This is a genomic window from Rhizobium sp. Root1204, from assembly GCF_001424965.1.
GTDB lineage: Bacteria > Pseudomonadota > Alphaproteobacteria > Rhizobiales > Rhizobiaceae > Pararhizobium.
The window spans coordinates 46133-59851 of sequence record NZ_LMCZ01000034.1; the positions used below are offsets into that span (position 1 = coordinate 46133).

The window sequence follows — 13719 nt, forward strand, 5'->3', positions numbered from 1 at the left end:
GGTATTTGACTGGCGTTAATCCCTTCGGCCGCCCTCGAACACCCGAAGATGCAGCACGCGGCGGATCGCGCCGGCAAAACTATGGTCGCCCATTGGCTGACGGAGGGCCGGTTGGCGGGGTGCGGGCAGGGGCTTTTCCGGGCGGTTCTGCATGAACAGGTTGGTCTTGGCGATATCGAGGACGCGAATGCCGTCAAGGTCGAGGTAGTTGACGGGCGTCGCCTCGAGCCAGAGTGGTCTCGACAGCGGCACCAATGCGCCGATGATCCGGTCTACGGCTCCATCCGGCGACAGCAGTGGCAAAAGGATGATTTCTGTGGGCAGACGATCGGCCGTGCCAGCAAGGGATGAGGCCGAGAGAACGACAGGCGTCTTCTGCGTCATCACGTCCTCCGCGATGCGGGCAAGACGGCCGGTCTGTTCGGCAAGCCAGAGCGCATCGAATGCCGAGCCACGCAGTTCGCGCGCAAACAGGGAACAGATGCGGGTGCCGGCAAGCCGGAAGCGGATATCGCCACGCGGTGTCTTTTCCAGGATGAAGAGATCCGGCAGGATATTACGAATATGACCAGGCTCGATCTGGCTGCGGGCCGGCACCTCGCGATGCCCCCGCAACTCATCCCAATAGGCGTAGATCTCGATAGCGGTCTTGCTGCGCATGCTCTCATTCCATTTGACACATGTTTGTGCCGCTTTGGCACATCCGGCGGGAGAAAACGCTCCCTTAGGGGGTACGTTGCGATATCCGTGCCAGCCCGATATTAAGGTTAATGTTTGGTTTAGATTGAAAGCGCCGGGCTCAGATGGCATGAAAGGACATCACTTCACGAAGGGTTGCCTTCGGCACACTGACTTTGGGCTCGGGGTTTTTGGGGGCTCACCGGCCGTTCAGTTTTTGACTGGACGGCCTTTTTTTCGCCGGAAGATCTGCGGCCGAATTTGCAAATCCTTTTGATTTGATCTGCGCCCGCAAGCTGTGCGAACAAGTGCCGCGCATCACGCCGCTTTTGACGCAGCCGTGAATCGTATAGAGCGACGCAGGAGAGCCCGGTTGAGGATGAGCGGGCGGAAGGAATTGTGAGCAGGATGACAGACCAAACCGACGGTGCAACGCCGCCGCAGGGCACGGAAGCAGACAATGCAACGCGGGTCAGCGAACCGGCGTTCAATCTGCCGTCAGGTCTTGTTGCCGTGCTGGCGCTGCTTGTGATCATTCATGTGGTGCGCACCTATATGCTCTCGGCCGCCGTGGATAGCGCAGTGATCATGAACTTCGCATTCTGGCCGGCACGATATGATCACCCGTTTTCGGATCAGAACCTTGCTTGGCTCTGGAGCCCCCTGACATATTCGCTGCTGCATGGTTCCTGGGAACACCTGATTTTCAACGGCTTCTGGATGGTGGCGTTCGGCGCCCCGGTCATTCGCCGGATCGGTCCGGCGCGTTTCATGCTTTTCTGGTGCCTGTCCGCTGTCGCCGCGGTCGCGCTGCACGTGGCCTTCCATTGGGGCGAAACGATTTTTGTCGTTGGCGCCTCCGGCGTGGTCGCCGGGCTGATGGGGGCTGCAGCGCGGTTCGTCTTTTCTCCCAGCGGCCGCATCAGCCGCCAGTTCGCCCATCTCAACCGCCGGCTGACCGTCGGCGAAGCGCTGTCGAACCGCTCGGTCGTGGTCTTTACCGGCATCTGGTTCCTGACCAATTTCCTGATCGGCCTTGGCGTCTTTGCCTTTGGTGGGGCCGGGGGCATTGCCTGGGAAGCGCATATCGGCGGCTTCCTGTTCGGCTTTCTGCTGTTTGGCCTTTTCGACCCCCGCCAGTGATCCTAGAAGAGGGCTACGGCCTTTCAAAAGATTGACGATCTTACCGGAAGCGCTTGATTTTCGCCGGTCCGTAGCGCACCATTCCTGTCCGAAGGCAGTGAACCGCGCGGTCCCCGGTTTGATGCCAATGGGCAGATAACGCGACAGGAATGATATCTGTCTTGCGAGTTGGTCCATAACCGCAGCGCGAGGAGCGCCTTTGTGGTTCGCCAATGTCCCGGTCAGATGCAGGTCGCTGAAACGGGAGGGTTTGAATGTCTGTTAAGGCAATATTGAATGAAAAAGGCCGTCAGGTGGTGACGGTCGATCCGCAGGCGAAAGTGCGCCAAGCGGTCGCCTTGCTGAGTGAAAATCGTATCGGTGCCGTTATCATCGTCAAACCGGGTGACAAGATCGCCGGTATCCTGACGGAGCGCGACGTGGTCGCTGCGATGGCCAAGTTCGGCGCCGAATGCCTCGACAAGCCGGTATCCTCCGTCATGTGGGCGAAGGTGTACTGCTGCACCGAGGAGATGACCATCAACGACATCATGGAAATCATGAACAACATGCGCTCCCGCCATCTTCCGGTTGAAAAGAACGGTCGCCTTGTCGGCATCGTCTCGATCGGCGATGCGGTGCGTCATCACATCCGGGCGATCGAGCACGAGGCCGAGCAGATCAAGGCGTATATCGCTGGTTAATCGTAACCATTGCGCACAAAAAAGCCGCGCTGCCATCAGGGCCGCGCGGCAGAGGTGCCGGGTGTCAACGCCGGAAATTATCGCAGCATCACATCCTGAAGCCGCTGCAACTCGCTGAGCTTCGACTTGGTTTCGTGATAGCCGCGATCGATTGCCTCACCGGCGCGGTGGAATTCCGACAGGCCGATATCGTTGAGCTTGGGATGCAGCGCCAGATCCGGCGGATCGCCGGCAAGCCGTGCGCGAGAGATGCGGTCCTGGATGATGTTGAAAGCCTGGACCATCACGCTGGTCATGCCCATCCGTCCAGCCTGGCCTTCCTGCTGTTTTTGCATTTGCGGCTGCTCGGCCGTCTGGCTTCCGGCATTGTGCTTGATGACGGCGGAACGGCCGTAGAGATCGTAATTCAGGTTGACGGCAACGACCAGCTGCTGTTCGTGGGCACGGCAGACCGATACCGGCACGGGATTGACCAGCGCGCCATCCATCAGGGTGCGATTGTTGCATTTGACCGGTTCGAAGATGCCCGGCAGCGCATAGGAGGCGCGGATCGCGGTGATCAGCGAGCCCTGACCGATCCAGACTTCGTGACCGGAATTGACCTCGGTCGCGACGGCGACGAACGTCCGGTCGAGATTTTCGATCGACATGTCCTGCAGGTGTTCCTGCATCCGCTTGGTCAGGCGCAGGCCACCGAACAGGCCGCCGCCACCGATAGCGAAATCAAGCAGGCCGGCAATCCGCCGCATGGTCAAAGAGCGGGCAAAGGTTTCCAGCTCGTCGAGCTTTCCAGCCAGATAACAGCCACCGACCAGCGCGCCGATCGAGGTGCCGGCAATCATGCCCACTTCGATGCCTTCTTCGTCCAGCGCCTTCAGCACGCCAATATGGGCCCAGCCGCGGGCAGCACCGCCACCAAGCGCAAGGGCAATCTTCGATTTCTGCGGTTTGGTCTCGATGGGAGGAGGGACGCTGAGCGCGTGAGAAGGGCCGCCGGGGGCCGATGCATCTGCGGTGATACCGCTGCGATTGAATGTCCAGTTCAACATCCGGCACCTCCATGCCGCAGAACACACTGTTACAGGCCGTCACGTCTCGCTTTACTGCGTTGCAAGCGCATGCCGTAAGAACTCAATCTATTCGAGGGCGTTCCGTGCAGGTGTTCCCGGCGGAACGTATGCTTGTTGTCGGGATTACGCTCCCAGTCTGGTTGCGAAATCGTGAATCCCCGAAAAAACTGAGCCAAAAAGCGTCAGATGATTAATTTTTGCCGTAGACGTCGTCCGGATGGAAATGAATTTCGGTATCAATGATGTTAAGTGACGTGACACCATCCTTGGCGCCAACGGCACGATAAAAGCAGGAGCGCCGGCCGGTATGGCAGGTTGCGTCATGGCCGGCGACACGGACTTTCAGCCACAGTGCATCCTGATCGCAGTCGGTGCGAATTTCTTCGACTGTTTGCAGGTTACCGGACGTTTCGCCCTTTTTCCAGAGGCTCTTGCGTGAGCGGCTGTAATAGTGGGCAACACCGGTTTCGATGGTCAGCGCCAGTGCCTCGGCGTTCATATGCGCCACCATCAAAAGCGTGCCGTCTCCGGCGTCGGTGACAACGGCGGTAATCAGGCCGCTGGCATCGAAGCGTGGTGTGAACACGGAACCGGATTCCAGTTCCGCCTTGTCGTTGGACGGGGAGGCAAATTCAATTGTCATCGGAAAGCTCCGGTTGACGGAGCTTACTTGAAGCCCCGCAGCATGGTCATGAAGCGGGCCTGTTCGGCGGGCTCGGTCTTGAAGGCACCGGTAAAGGTGGTGGTCAATGTCGTCGAGCCCTGCTTCTGGACACCACGCATCGCCATGCACATATGCTCGGCTTCGATCATGACGGCGACGCCGCGCGGCTGCAGCGTATCGTCGATCGCCTTGGCGATCTGCGCCGTCATGGTTTCCTGCGTCTGCAGGCGGCGGCCGAAAATATCGACGACACGGGCGATTTTCGACAGGCCAAGTACCCTGCCTTCCGGCAGGTAGGCGACGTGCGCCTTGCCGATGATCGGCACCATATGGTGTTCGCAGTGCGAGAAGAACGGAATGTCCTTGACGAGGACGATGTCGTCATAGCCGCCGACTTCCTCGAAAGTGCGTCCAAGCACATCCTCGGCAGCAAGGTCATAACCGGAGAAGAGCTCCTTGTAGGCCTTTGCAACGCGGGAAGGGGTGTCGAGAAGCCCCTCGCGCGCCGGATCGTCACCGGCCCAGCGCAGGAGAACGCGCACGGCGTCCTCGGCTTCCTTTTGGCTCGGCCGGCCGTCAACGGCGGGCACGGCGGGAAAATTCTTGACTATGGCGTCCATAATGGCCTCTTGGCGTAACAGGTGTTACTTGACGTTTATCTTTTCGGACAACTCGCCACTGGCCATTGACCTGATGTTTTCAGGCCTGGTTTCCGTCGGCGGGCTCCGGAGCTTTTTGATTTGCAGAGGTTAAGGGCTCTGGATCATCCGGCACGGTTTCCCAAACAACAGGCGACTGTTCGCTCTTGCGAACCTGTCGCCCCCTCAAGACATAGCATATAATATGCCGGGATGCATGTGAAAGGGGCGCAGATGGAGACACTGTGTTTTTTTCTGAGATACGATAGAAAATCATGCGCCGTTTGCCTGAAAACGCGCAAAAACAAGCGGATCGCGCCGAATGATGGATGAAATCTATAACAGCAGGATCTTGGAGTTCGCCGGCAATATCCCGGAAATTGGCACGCTTGCCGATCCCGATGCCGAGGCAAGCGCCTATTCCAAGCTGTGCGGCTCGAAAGTCCGCGTCTATCTGAAAATGGAGGGAGACACGGTTGCCGACTTCGCCCATGAGGTAAAAGCCTGCGCTCTGGGACAGGCCTCGTCCTCTATCATGGCCCGCCACGTGGTCGGTGCGACATCGGCTGAAATCCGAAAGGCACGCGAAGACATGCTGGCGATGCTGAAGGCGGACGGCGAGGGGCCATCGGGCCGTTTCGAAGACATGCGCTTTCTGAAACCCGTCAAGGATTACAAGGCCCGCCACGCCTCGACCATGTTGACCTTCGACGCTGTCGTCGATGCGATCAGCCAGATCGAAGCGTCCCGTTCGGTCAAGGCTGCCGTCTGAGATGTGCGGCAAGCCGGGATGTCAGGGCCATGAGGAAGCTCCGGCCAAGCGGCCCTATTCGGGCCGCAACTATGCAGGGCCGTTCCGCAAGACGCCGGGGCGGCTGTTCGGCATGGCCTTCATCCGGCTCTACCAGTTGACGCTCTCCGGCTTCATCGGCAATTCCTGCCGCCATATCCCCACCTGTTCCGAATATGGTTATGAGGCCATCGCCCGTCATGGCTTCTGGCCGGGTGGCTGGATGGTGCTGTTCCGGTTTATGCGCTGCGGTCCCGGCGGCACAAGCGGGTTCGATCCGGTGCCGGACCGTATCGCGGCGCGCTGGTGGGAGCCCTGGCGGCTCTGGCGCCTGCCGCGGCCGGCGGGGGAATAAGGCTGTGGCAACCTATGTCGCTCTGCTGCATTCGATCGTGCTTGGCCCCGGACGCCGCGTCGTCATGGCCGATCTGAGGGCGATGGCGCAGGACGCGGGCTTTGCCGATGCCCGCACGCTGGTTTCCACCGGCAATCTGGTTTTTGCGGCGGAGGATGCGCCGGTTTGCGTGATCGAGGAGCGGTTGGAGACCGCCTTTCGTGCGCGCTTCGGCAAACATGTCGATATCATCGTGTGCACCGCAGGCGACTGGAGGCGGCTTGCCGCGGACAACCCGTTTGCTGAGGGCGAGGGTGGCAATGTCGTGGTGCGGGTGATGCGAAAGCCGCTGGCCGAGGCCGCGCTGGCACCGCTTGCGCGCATCGCCGAACCGCAGATCCGGCTGGCCGTTGTCGGTGGCGACCTCTGGATCGATTTCGCCGGCAAACCGAGCGGGACGAAACTGCTGTCGCATCTAACCACGAAGAAGCTCGGCATCGGCACAACACGCAACGCCAACACCGTCAACGGGCTTTGCGCCATGCTCGGCTGAGGCGGGGCTGCGGATTTTCAGGCGCGTTGCCGCTGTCCCGCAGGGCTTCACATTCACGACACCATTCTTCGGTCTGCTCGGGGGAGGGTGTCACGTTGCTTGGAGAGCGCTCAGCACCAATGCAGGTATTCCTCTCCATATCCACGATTGTCCGCTCTTGCCCCAATGTCGGATATTGAACTGCAAACTCCTGAAAGACGTCGTTTATGGACACGATGGTGCGGCGACTGCCGACTTATCCAGATGAGCAGCGTTCAACCGTCCAACCAAGTGACGAGGCTATCAAGCGTCTGCAAGCCGTACTCCACCGCGCCAAAACCAACGACCACCTGGCGACGTTCGCGGCTTGGGTGAAGCTGGCGCATGGTCAGCACGGTCTTGCCGTCGGTCTGCTCATCGAAGGTAATCGTCATGTAGAAGCGTTCCGGATCGTTGGGGTCCGGGGTGCCATAGTCTACCAAGATCAGCTCGTTCGGAACGACCTTCAAGAAGCGCATGAGATTGGCGAAGCGCTGCTGTCGGCCTTCAAACACGCCCACCATGTCGAAGCGCCATTCCCCGCCCTCGCGGATGTCGGCGTTGTGGCTCTCGATAGTCAGGCCAGCCGGACCGTACCATTGCGCCAACGCTTTCGGGTCCATCCACGCGGCGAAGACCTTATGCCGCGGGTGCTTCAGCACCTTCACCAGCACGATCTCACGGTCGAGCGACCAGGTTTCAAACAGCTTTTCCATCGTTGTTCTCTTCCGTCCTGTCCAAATAAGTTTCCAGCCGGTCGAGCCGCTCGGCCCAGCGTCGGCGCTCCGCTTCCATCCAGTTTGCCGCCTCGGAAAAGCGCGCCCGCTCCAGCCGGCACCAGCGGCTGCGCCCACGTTTCTCGCTGACGATCAATCCGCAATCCTCCAGTACCTTGAGATGCTGGGCGAAGGAGGGCAGCGCCATGTCGAATGGCTCGGCCAGTGCGGTTACCGGCAGCTCGCCCTCGACCAGCCGCGACACCACCGCGCGGCGGGTCGGGTCGCTGAGCGCGTGAAAGGCAAGATCGAGTGGGGCAGAATGGTGAGGCATTTGACTCAGTTAGAACGGATCAGGATGTGGGTCAATAATAATTAGGTACTTGCCTTTCTATTTGGCGTAAAATACAAAGGCAAACACCTTAGTGTATGGTCGCCAAATATCGAGGCGGCTTCAAACTTTCAGAAGGAGTGTTCGAATGGCCGTTCGTGTCGATCTTATCATTTCGCTTGATGGCTTCGCGACAACCACTGATCAAACCCCCGAAAAACCATTTGGTGAAGACTGGATGCGCCTTGTCGGTGCCTACGTCGCGACCAGGACATTCCAGGAGCGCGTGCTCAAGGACGTCAGCGGCAAAGGCACCACTGGCATAGACGATAAGTATGCGCAGGATTACTTCGACAATATCGGCGCGGAAATCATGGGGGCCGGTAAATTCGGCCTGCATAACTTTCCTGATGACCCGAACTGGAAGGGGTGGTGGGGCGACGAACCGCCGTTCCGCTGCCCGGTCTTTGTGCTGACCCACAAGCCTCGCCCCGCCATCGAAATGGCGGGTGGCACCACGTTCTACTTCATAGAGACGAACCCTGTTGACGCGCTGCAGCAGGCCACAAGCGTTGCCAACGGCAAGGATGTCAGAATTGGCGGCGGCCCCAGCATGGTGCGCGACTATCTGAAGGCCGGACTTGTCGACCGCCTGCATGTTGCCATTGTGCCGATTCTGTTGGGGCGGGGCATACGCCTTTGGGACGATCTGCGTGGTCTGGAGGGCGGATATACGGTCAAGTCGGAAACGGCCGAGAGTGGCACCATCCACATCACCTTCCAACGCTAGGTCCTGAGCTGGGTCGATCTTGGACCGTCAATCACAGCCATACCCTAACTCAGGCATCCGCTTCTCGCATTACGGCCCCAATAGCGGCTCTTTAATTTCAAACATCCAATCCCCGTTTCCCTTCAGCCCTGCGCCGCCCTCTAAATCCGCTTCTCAAAAAAAGTGTCCGGGTACGGATCGTCGTTGAAGCGGTCGATCTCGGTCCAGCCGGTGCCGCGATAAAGCTGTTTTGCTTCCGGCAATGCGCTGTTGGTATCCAGACGAAGGATTTTGATGGTGAGGTCACGGGCAATGGCCTCGGCTGATGTCATCAGGCGTTTGGCGAGCCCAAGGCCACGCGCTGAAGGTGCGACCCAGAGCCTTTTGATCTCCGCGACATCGCCGCCGCTGCCTTTCAACCCGACGCATCCGACCGGCAGGCCATCCGACATGGCGACCAGGAACGCCCCGCGCGGACGGATCATGTCCTTGGCGTCGGGATCACGGGACAGCGATACATCAAAGCCGTTGTCGAAGCGGCGGGCGAGTTCGCCGTAATATTCGCCCAGACAGTACAGGGCGTCCTCATGGCGGGGATCTTTCTCCTCGAGCGCGATGTGGTCACGCCTCAGGGAACTGGCGACGATGTCCATGGCCCGGAGAAGGTGCTCCGGGCTGCTATGGCGTGTCAGGAATGTTTTCGCCTGGGCATTCGACAGGGCTTCATATTCTTGGAATTCGGAGCGGCCGGTATCGGTCAATCGCGCGACGCGGCGGCGCGCATCCTGTTGATCCGGCACCGTCTCGATCAGGCCTTCGTCTTCCAGACCGCGCAGCAGGCGGCTCATCAGGCCCGAATCGAGACTGAGATAATCGCGAATAGCGGCTATTTCGGATTGCCCCTGGCCGATCGCATTGAGAACACGAGCGGCGCCCAGCGGACGGCCGCGCCCAAGGAACGATGTGTCGAGAGCGCCGACTTCGGCGGTGACGGCACGGTTGAAGCGGCGAACGCGGGAGATAGGATCATGGGTCATATTGTCTGACTTAAGTCAGGTAATTGCCTCTGTCAATTTCGGTATGATCGAGCCCATGCGTTTTGGCTTGCTGGTATGGCAGGTGCGCCGCGAAACGGCCACTGGGTTCACACCTCTTCCAATCGCCCCGTTTTCCCTCTATACCGCGCACCGCACGCGCCGGCTTTGCCGGCCTTCACCGTACACCACCCGCATTCGTTGGCGGGACTGGACAAGGAAGAAAACATGTCTGACGCTGTTTCCCTTACATTTCCCGATGGTTCCGTCCGCGGTTATGCCGCTGGCACGACGGGACGCGAAGTTGCCGAATCGATCTCCAAGTCGCTTGCAAAGAAGGCCATCGCGATCGCGCTGGATGGTGAGCTGCGCGACCTGTCCGATCCCGTCGTCACCGGCAAGCTCGAGATCGTCACCCGCGAAGATGCCCGCGCCCTGGAGCTGATCCGCCACGATACCGCCCACGTCATGGCCGAGGCCGTGCAGGAATTGTGGCCCGGCACGCAGGTGACCATCGGCCCGGTGATCGAGAACGGCTTCTATTACGATTTTGCCAAGAACGAGCCCTTCACGCCCGACGATCTGCCGAAGATCGAAAAGCGGATGAAGGAGATCATCCAGCGCAACAAGCCTTTCACCAAGGAAATCTGGCCGCGCGACAAGGCGCGTCAGGTGTTTGCCGACAAGGGCGAAGCCTACAAGGTCGAGCTGGTCGATGCGATTTCCGCCGATCAGGACCTGAAGATTTACTATCAGGGCGACTGGTTCGATCTCTGCCGTGGTCCACATATGGCCTCCACCGGTCAGATCGGCAATGCCTTCAAGCTGATGCGGGTGGCCGGTGCCTATTGGCGCGGTGACTCAAACAACCCGATGCTGACGCGCATCTACGGCACGGCTTGGCGTACGCAGGAAGAACTCGACCAGTATCTGCATATCCTGGCCGAAGCCGAAAAGCGCGACCACCGCCGCCTTGGCCGCGAAATGGACCTGTTCCATTTCCAGGAAGAAGGCCCGGGTGTCGTCTTCTGGCACGGCAAGGGCTGGCGCGTCTTCCAGACGCTGGTTGCCTATATGCGCCGCCGTCTGGCTGGCACTTACCAGGAAGTCAACGCGCCGCAGGTGCTCGACAAGTCGCTCTGGGAAACCTCGGGTCACTGGGGCTGGTACCGCGACAACATGTTCAAGGTGACGGTCGCCGGTGACGAAACCGACGACGAGCGCGTTTTTGCGCTGAAGCCGATGAACTGCCCCGGCCATATCCAGATCTTCAAGCATGGCCTGAAATCCTACCGCGAACTGCCGATCCGGCTTGCGGAGTTCGGCAACGTTCACCGCTACGAGCCTTCGGGCGCGCTGCATGGTCTGATGCGCGTGCGCGGCTTCACGCAGGACGACGCGCATGTGTTCTGTACCGACGAGCAGATGGCGGCGGAGTGCCTGCGCATCAACGACCTGATCCTGTCGGTCTATCAGGATTTTGGGTTCAAGGAAGTCGTGGTCAAGCTGTCGACCCGTCCGGAAAAGCGCGTTGGCGACGATGCCCTTTGGGATCGTGCCGAAAGCGTCATGATGGACGTGCTGAAGACGATCGAACAGCAGTCGGAAGGCCGCATCAAGACCGGCATCCTGCCGGGCGAGGGCGCTTTCTATGGCCCGAAGTTCGAATACACGCTGAAGGACGCCATCGGCCGTGAATGGCAGTGCGGCACGACGCAGGTCGACTTCAACCTGCCGGAACGCTTCGGTGCCTTCTATATCGACAGCAACTCGGAAAAGACGCAGCCGGTGATGATCCATCGCGCCATCTGCGGCTCGATGGAACGTTTCCTCGGCATCCTGATCGAGAATTTCGCCGGCCATTTCCCGCTGTGGCTCTCGCCGCTGCAGGTCGTCGTCGCCACCATCACGTCGGAAGCCGACGATTACGGCCGTGAAGTTGCCGAACTGCTGCGCGATGCCGGTCTTCAGGTCGAGACCGACTTCCGCAACGAGAAGATCAACTACAAGGTCCGCGAGCATTCGGTCACCAAGGTTCCGGTGATCATCGTTTGCGGCATGCGCGAAGCCGAAGAGCGGACGGTCAACATCCGCCGCTTGGGCTCGCAGGCACAGACACCGATGACGCTGGACGACGCCATTGCCTCGCTGGTGTCGGAAGCAACGCCGCCGGATGTAAAGCGCAAGGCCGAACGCCGGAGCAAGGCTTCCGCCTGATCATTCGCTAAGTTGTGTATGATCTAATAAAGAAGGTGTGGCAGGACCGCACCTTCAGTCTATTGTCAGAAAACTGTAACATTCGCAGATTATCCGGATGACGCTGCTGCGCCTCTATCGGCGCAGCTTTCATGGAGCGGGGAACAACGTGCAGTTCAAAGAGCTGTCTTACGCCAACGAGAACGATCGACGGCTAAAACGTTGGTTTATCCGTTCCATGGAAGGGCTTGCCGGGCGCAATCGCTATGCCAGGCTCTACACGCAATGGCGCGATACAATCGTCGGCAAGAGCGACCGGATTTTCGGGGAAATGCTGGATCTGATCAATGTGCGCGTCCGCATCCAGGGCGAATGGCCGCCGCGCCATCTGCCGGATACCCCTGTTGTCATCGTCGCCAATCATCCCTTCGGCATCGGCGACGGCATTGCCGTTCTGTCGCTGGCCGAACAGCTTGGCCGCCCGTTCCGCGTGCTGATCAACAACGAACTCTTGAAGGTGCCGGAAATGGCGCCCTATTCGCTGCCGATCTCGTTTGAGGAAACCAAGGAAGCGCTGGCGATCAACATGCAGACGCGCCACGAAGCGGTGCGGCTGCTGAAGGAAGGCGTCACCCTGATCGTCTTTCCGGCCGGCGGCGTCGCCACGGCAAGAAAGGGATTCGGCAGGGCCGAAGACCTGCCGTGGAAGATGTTTCCGGCAAAACTCATCCAGACCGCCAAGGCAAGCGTTATCCCGATCTATTTCGAAGGCCAGAACGGCAGGCTGTTTCACCTAGCGAGCAAGGTGTCGATGACGCTGCGTATCTCGCTGTTGATCCGCGAGTTCCGCCGTCTTTCCGGTACGACGATCTCGTCGCGCATCGGCCAGTTGATTGCCTGGGAAGAACTGAGCGCCATTGCCGACCGCAAGGATATCCTGACGCGGATCTATGACGGCGTGTTCTGCATGGCACCGCCACGCCGCCGGTTTCTCAGCCGGGCGTCGTAACCGTTCAGTCCTGCGCGTCCGTGGCGCCGGAGGCTGGCTGCACGCCCTTGTCGTTGAGCAAGACCTCGACATCGGTATTAACGCCGGCCTTGACGGTAAAGTCACGCTGGAAAATTTTCTCGTTGTTGCGCGCGACCGCCGAATAGCCGCCTTCGGCCAGCACCAATGTCGGGAAAGCACCGACGCTTTCGCTGACGACGTCGCCCGACGAGGTCAGGATCGACCAGGCCGTATCTGCAATCGCTTCGCCGCCGGGTTCGGAGACAAGTTTCAGTGTCAGCTTGGCCGCGCGGTGCTGGATCGTCGCTTCTGTCAGTTTACCGGCTTCGACCTGGATATCGGCGCGAATGACTGCGTTGACCGAGCCATAGTTGGAAACGACGTGATAGGTGCCGGTGTTCAAACGAACGACCGTGTTGGGCTTGACGTCGGCAACCACGAGGGCGCGTTCGCCATCTTCTTTCGAATCAGCCGAAAAGATCGAAAAGCTCAGTTCTCCCGGCGGGATACGCACGTCGCTGCCGGAGACGGCATTGAGCATGACGCCACCGGCATCCAGCACCAGCACCTGCTTTTCAGGGAGGCCAGCGTCCGCCACCCGGATCTTGCGTGTCGCGCCGGCGCGGCCGAAGGCGACATTGACGAAGTATTCGCCGGGAATGAGCTGGAACGCGGCCGAGCCGCCTTCTGATGTCGCCACCAGCGGCAGCTTGCCGTCTGAACCGGGAATGGGATTGAAAACGCGCCAGGTCAGGCCCTGCTCGACGGCATTGCCCTTTTCCGTCAGATGCGCTTCCAGCTGGATGTCCTTTGCGGTCGGACCTTGCGTCGCGGCATCCGGGTTGGTCGGATTGAAGCTGTTGAGCTTTGGCATCTTCTTGGATGGAGCGGAGATCGCCGGAAAGGCCTTGAAGGGGTCGGCAAGCTCCTGCGCCTGCGGCGCACGGGCGCCAACTGTTGCAAGAACAAGCGCTATGACGAGAGCGCGAACATGACCGGCCTTGATGCGCATGGGGTGGTTGACATCCTGAGTGTGTGGCTCCACTTGAAACGCCGATATGGCAATTTCGTGGCTGCCTGCTTGGTGGCGGCG

16 protein-coding genes are annotated in these 13719 nt (G+C 59.8%); 8 read left to right on the forward strand and 8 right to left on the reverse strand.

All coding sequences use genetic code 11. The features are described 5' to 3' along the window. Positions 1-15 precede the first annotated feature (15 nt). Complete coding sequence (locus ASC96_RS21370) at positions 16-660, reverse strand: PAS domain-containing protein (RefSeq protein WP_060505121.1); 645 nt, start codon at positions 658-660, stop codon at positions 16-18. 426 nt (positions 661-1086) lie between these two features. Here ASC96_RS21370 and ASC96_RS21375 point away from each other — a divergent pair, with 426 nt between their 5' ends. Continuing rightward, positions 1087-1821, forward strand: coding sequence for a rhomboid family intramembrane serine protease (locus ASC96_RS21375; protein WP_060505122.1), 735 nt, complete (start codon positions 1087-1089; stop codon positions 1819-1821). A 254-nt stretch (positions 1822-2075) separates the two neighbouring features. Then, on the forward strand, positions 2076-2504 hold the full coding sequence (locus ASC96_RS21380; protein ID WP_060505123.1) for a CBS domain-containing protein: 429 nt from the start codon (positions 2076-2078) through the stop codon (positions 2502-2504). A gap of 77 nt (positions 2505-2581) precedes the next feature. On the opposite strand, the gene ASC96_RS21385 is transcribed toward ASC96_RS21380, so the two are convergent. From ASC96_RS21385 to folE, 3 genes are all read right to left on the reverse strand, one after another. Then, the gene (locus ASC96_RS21385) at positions 2582-3553 is read right to left on the reverse strand and encodes a patatin-like phospholipase family protein (protein ID WP_060505124.1); all 972 of its coding nucleotides are present in this window, start codon (positions 3551-3553) and stop codon (positions 2582-2584) included. A 211-nt stretch (positions 3554-3764) separates the two neighbouring features. Beyond that, positions 3765-4217, reverse strand: coding sequence for a phosphoribosyl-AMP cyclohydrolase (hisI, locus tag ASC96_RS21390; RefSeq protein ID WP_060505125.1), 453 nt, complete (start codon positions 4215-4217; stop codon positions 3765-3767). A 23-nt stretch (positions 4218-4240) separates the two neighbouring features. Beyond that, a complete protein-coding gene (gene folE, locus ASC96_RS21395) occupies positions 4241-4858 on the reverse strand; it encodes a GTP cyclohydrolase I FolE (RefSeq protein WP_060505126.1) in 618 nt (205 codons plus the stop codon). Between the two features lie 340 nt (positions 4859-5198). Between folE and ASC96_RS21400 the strand changes: the two genes are divergently transcribed. From ASC96_RS21400 to ASC96_RS21410, 3 genes are read left to right on the forward strand one after another with little or no spacing between them, the layout of a single operon-like run. Further along, entirely contained in the window at positions 5199-5648 is a 450-nt protein-coding gene (locus tag ASC96_RS21400; protein WP_060505127.1) for an iron-sulfur cluster assembly scaffold protein, read from the forward strand. 1 nt (position 5649) lies between these two features. Next, positions 5650-6021, forward strand: coding sequence for a membrane protein insertion efficiency factor YidD (gene yidD, locus ASC96_RS21405; RefSeq protein WP_060505128.1), 372 nt, complete (start codon positions 5650-5652; stop codon positions 6019-6021). Positions 6022-6025: 4 nt separating this feature from the next. Continuing rightward, complete coding sequence (locus tag ASC96_RS21410) at positions 6026-6553, forward strand: DUF1697 domain-containing protein (protein ID WP_082512216.1); 528 nt, start codon at positions 6026-6028, stop codon at positions 6551-6553. A 254-nt stretch (positions 6554-6807) separates the two neighbouring features. On the opposite strand, the gene ASC96_RS21415 is transcribed toward ASC96_RS21410, so the two are convergent. Both ASC96_RS21415 and ASC96_RS21420 read right to left on the reverse strand, forming a co-directional pair. Continuing rightward, a complete protein-coding gene (locus tag ASC96_RS21415) occupies positions 6808-7287 on the reverse strand; it encodes an SRPBCC domain-containing protein (RefSeq protein ID WP_060505129.1) in 480 nt (159 codons plus the stop codon). Further along, positions 7271-7621 carry a metalloregulator ArsR/SmtB family transcription factor gene (locus tag ASC96_RS21420; protein ID WP_060505130.1) on the reverse strand — a complete coding sequence of 117 codons (351 nt, stop codon included), beginning with the start codon at positions 7619-7621 and terminating at the stop codon, positions 7271-7273. Before ASC96_RS21420 ends, ASC96_RS21415 begins: the two co-directional genes overlap by 17 nt. A gap of 145 nt (positions 7622-7766) precedes the next feature. Between ASC96_RS21420 and ASC96_RS21425 the strand changes: the two genes are divergently transcribed. Beyond that, positions 7767-8408 (forward strand): dihydrofolate reductase family protein, encoded by a 642-nt coding sequence (locus ASC96_RS21425; RefSeq protein WP_060505131.1) that lies wholly within the window; start codon positions 7767-7769, stop codon positions 8406-8408. A gap of 140 nt (positions 8409-8548) precedes the next feature. Here the strand turns inward: ASC96_RS21425 and ASC96_RS21430 are convergent, their stop codons facing one another. Beyond that, on the reverse strand, positions 8549-9424 hold the full coding sequence (locus ASC96_RS21430) for a helix-turn-helix domain-containing GNAT family N-acetyltransferase (protein ID WP_060505132.1): 876 nt from the start codon (positions 9422-9424) through the stop codon (positions 8549-8551). A 225-nt stretch (positions 9425-9649) separates the two neighbouring features. On the opposite strand from ASC96_RS21430, the gene thrS reads away from it, so the two are divergent. Continuing rightward, on the forward strand, positions 9650-11638 hold the full coding sequence (thrS, locus tag ASC96_RS21435; RefSeq protein WP_060505133.1) for a threonine--tRNA ligase: 1989 nt from the start codon (positions 9650-9652) through the stop codon (positions 11636-11638). Between the two features lie 148 nt (positions 11639-11786). After that, on the forward strand, positions 11787-12626 hold the full coding sequence (locus ASC96_RS21440) for a lysophospholipid acyltransferase family protein (protein WP_060505616.1): 840 nt from the start codon (positions 11787-11789) through the stop codon (positions 12624-12626). A 4-nt stretch (positions 12627-12630) separates the two neighbouring features. Here ASC96_RS21440 and ASC96_RS21445 read toward each other — a convergent pair whose 3' ends face one another. After that, positions 12631-13638, reverse strand: coding sequence for a hypothetical protein (locus ASC96_RS21445; protein WP_060505134.1), 1008 nt, complete (start codon positions 13636-13638; stop codon positions 12631-12633). Between the last annotated feature and the right edge of the window lie 81 nt (positions 13639-13719).

What these genes read in the sequence shown, in the direction of transcription:
- ASC96_RS21370 (WP_060505121.1), bottom strand. Translation starts at nt 660, where the DNA reads ATGCGCAGCAAGACCGCTATCGAGATCTACGCCTATTGGGATGAGTTG.
- ASC96_RS21375 (WP_060505122.1), top strand. Translation starts at nt 1,087, where the DNA reads ATGACAGACCAAACCGACGGTGCAACGCCGCCGCAGGGCACGGAAGCA.
- ASC96_RS21380 (WP_060505123.1), top strand. Translation starts at nt 2,076, where the DNA reads ATGTCTGTTAAGGCAATATTGAATGAAAAAGGCCGTCAGGTGGTGACG.
- ASC96_RS21385 (WP_060505124.1), bottom strand. Translation starts at nt 3,553, where the DNA reads ATGTTGAACTGGACATTCAATCGCAGCGGTATCACCGCAGATGCATCG.
- hisI (WP_060505125.1), bottom strand. Translation starts at nt 4,217, where the DNA reads ATGACAATTGAATTTGCCTCCCCGTCCAACGACAAGGCGGAACTGGAA.
- folE (WP_060505126.1), bottom strand. Translation starts at nt 4,858, where the DNA reads ATGGACGCCATAGTCAAGAATTTTCCCGCCGTGCCCGCCGTTGACGGC.
- ASC96_RS21400 (WP_060505127.1), top strand. Translation starts at nt 5,199, where the DNA reads ATGATGGATGAAATCTATAACAGCAGGATCTTGGAGTTCGCCGGCAAT.
- yidD (WP_060505128.1), top strand. Translation starts at nt 5,650, where the DNA reads ATGTGCGGCAAGCCGGGATGTCAGGGCCATGAGGAAGCTCCGGCCAAG.
- ASC96_RS21415 (WP_060505129.1), bottom strand. Translation starts at nt 7,287, where the DNA reads ATGGAAAAGCTGTTTGAAACCTGGTCGCTCGACCGTGAGATCGTGCTG.
- ASC96_RS21420 (WP_060505130.1), bottom strand. Translation starts at nt 7,621, where the DNA reads ATGCCTCACCATTCTGCCCCACTCGATCTTGCCTTTCACGCGCTCAGC.
- ASC96_RS21425 (WP_060505131.1), top strand. Translation starts at nt 7,767, where the DNA reads ATGGCCGTTCGTGTCGATCTTATCATTTCGCTTGATGGCTTCGCGACA.
- ASC96_RS21430 (WP_060505132.1), bottom strand. Translation starts at nt 9,424, where the DNA reads ATGACCCATGATCCTATCTCCCGCGTTCGCCGCTTCAACCGTGCCGTC.
- thrS (WP_060505133.1), top strand. Translation starts at nt 9,650, where the DNA reads ATGTCTGACGCTGTTTCCCTTACATTTCCCGATGGTTCCGTCCGCGGT.
- ASC96_RS21445 (WP_060505134.1), bottom strand. Translation starts at nt 13,638, where the DNA reads ATGCGCATCAAGGCCGGTCATGTTCGCGCTCTCGTCATAGCGCTTGTT.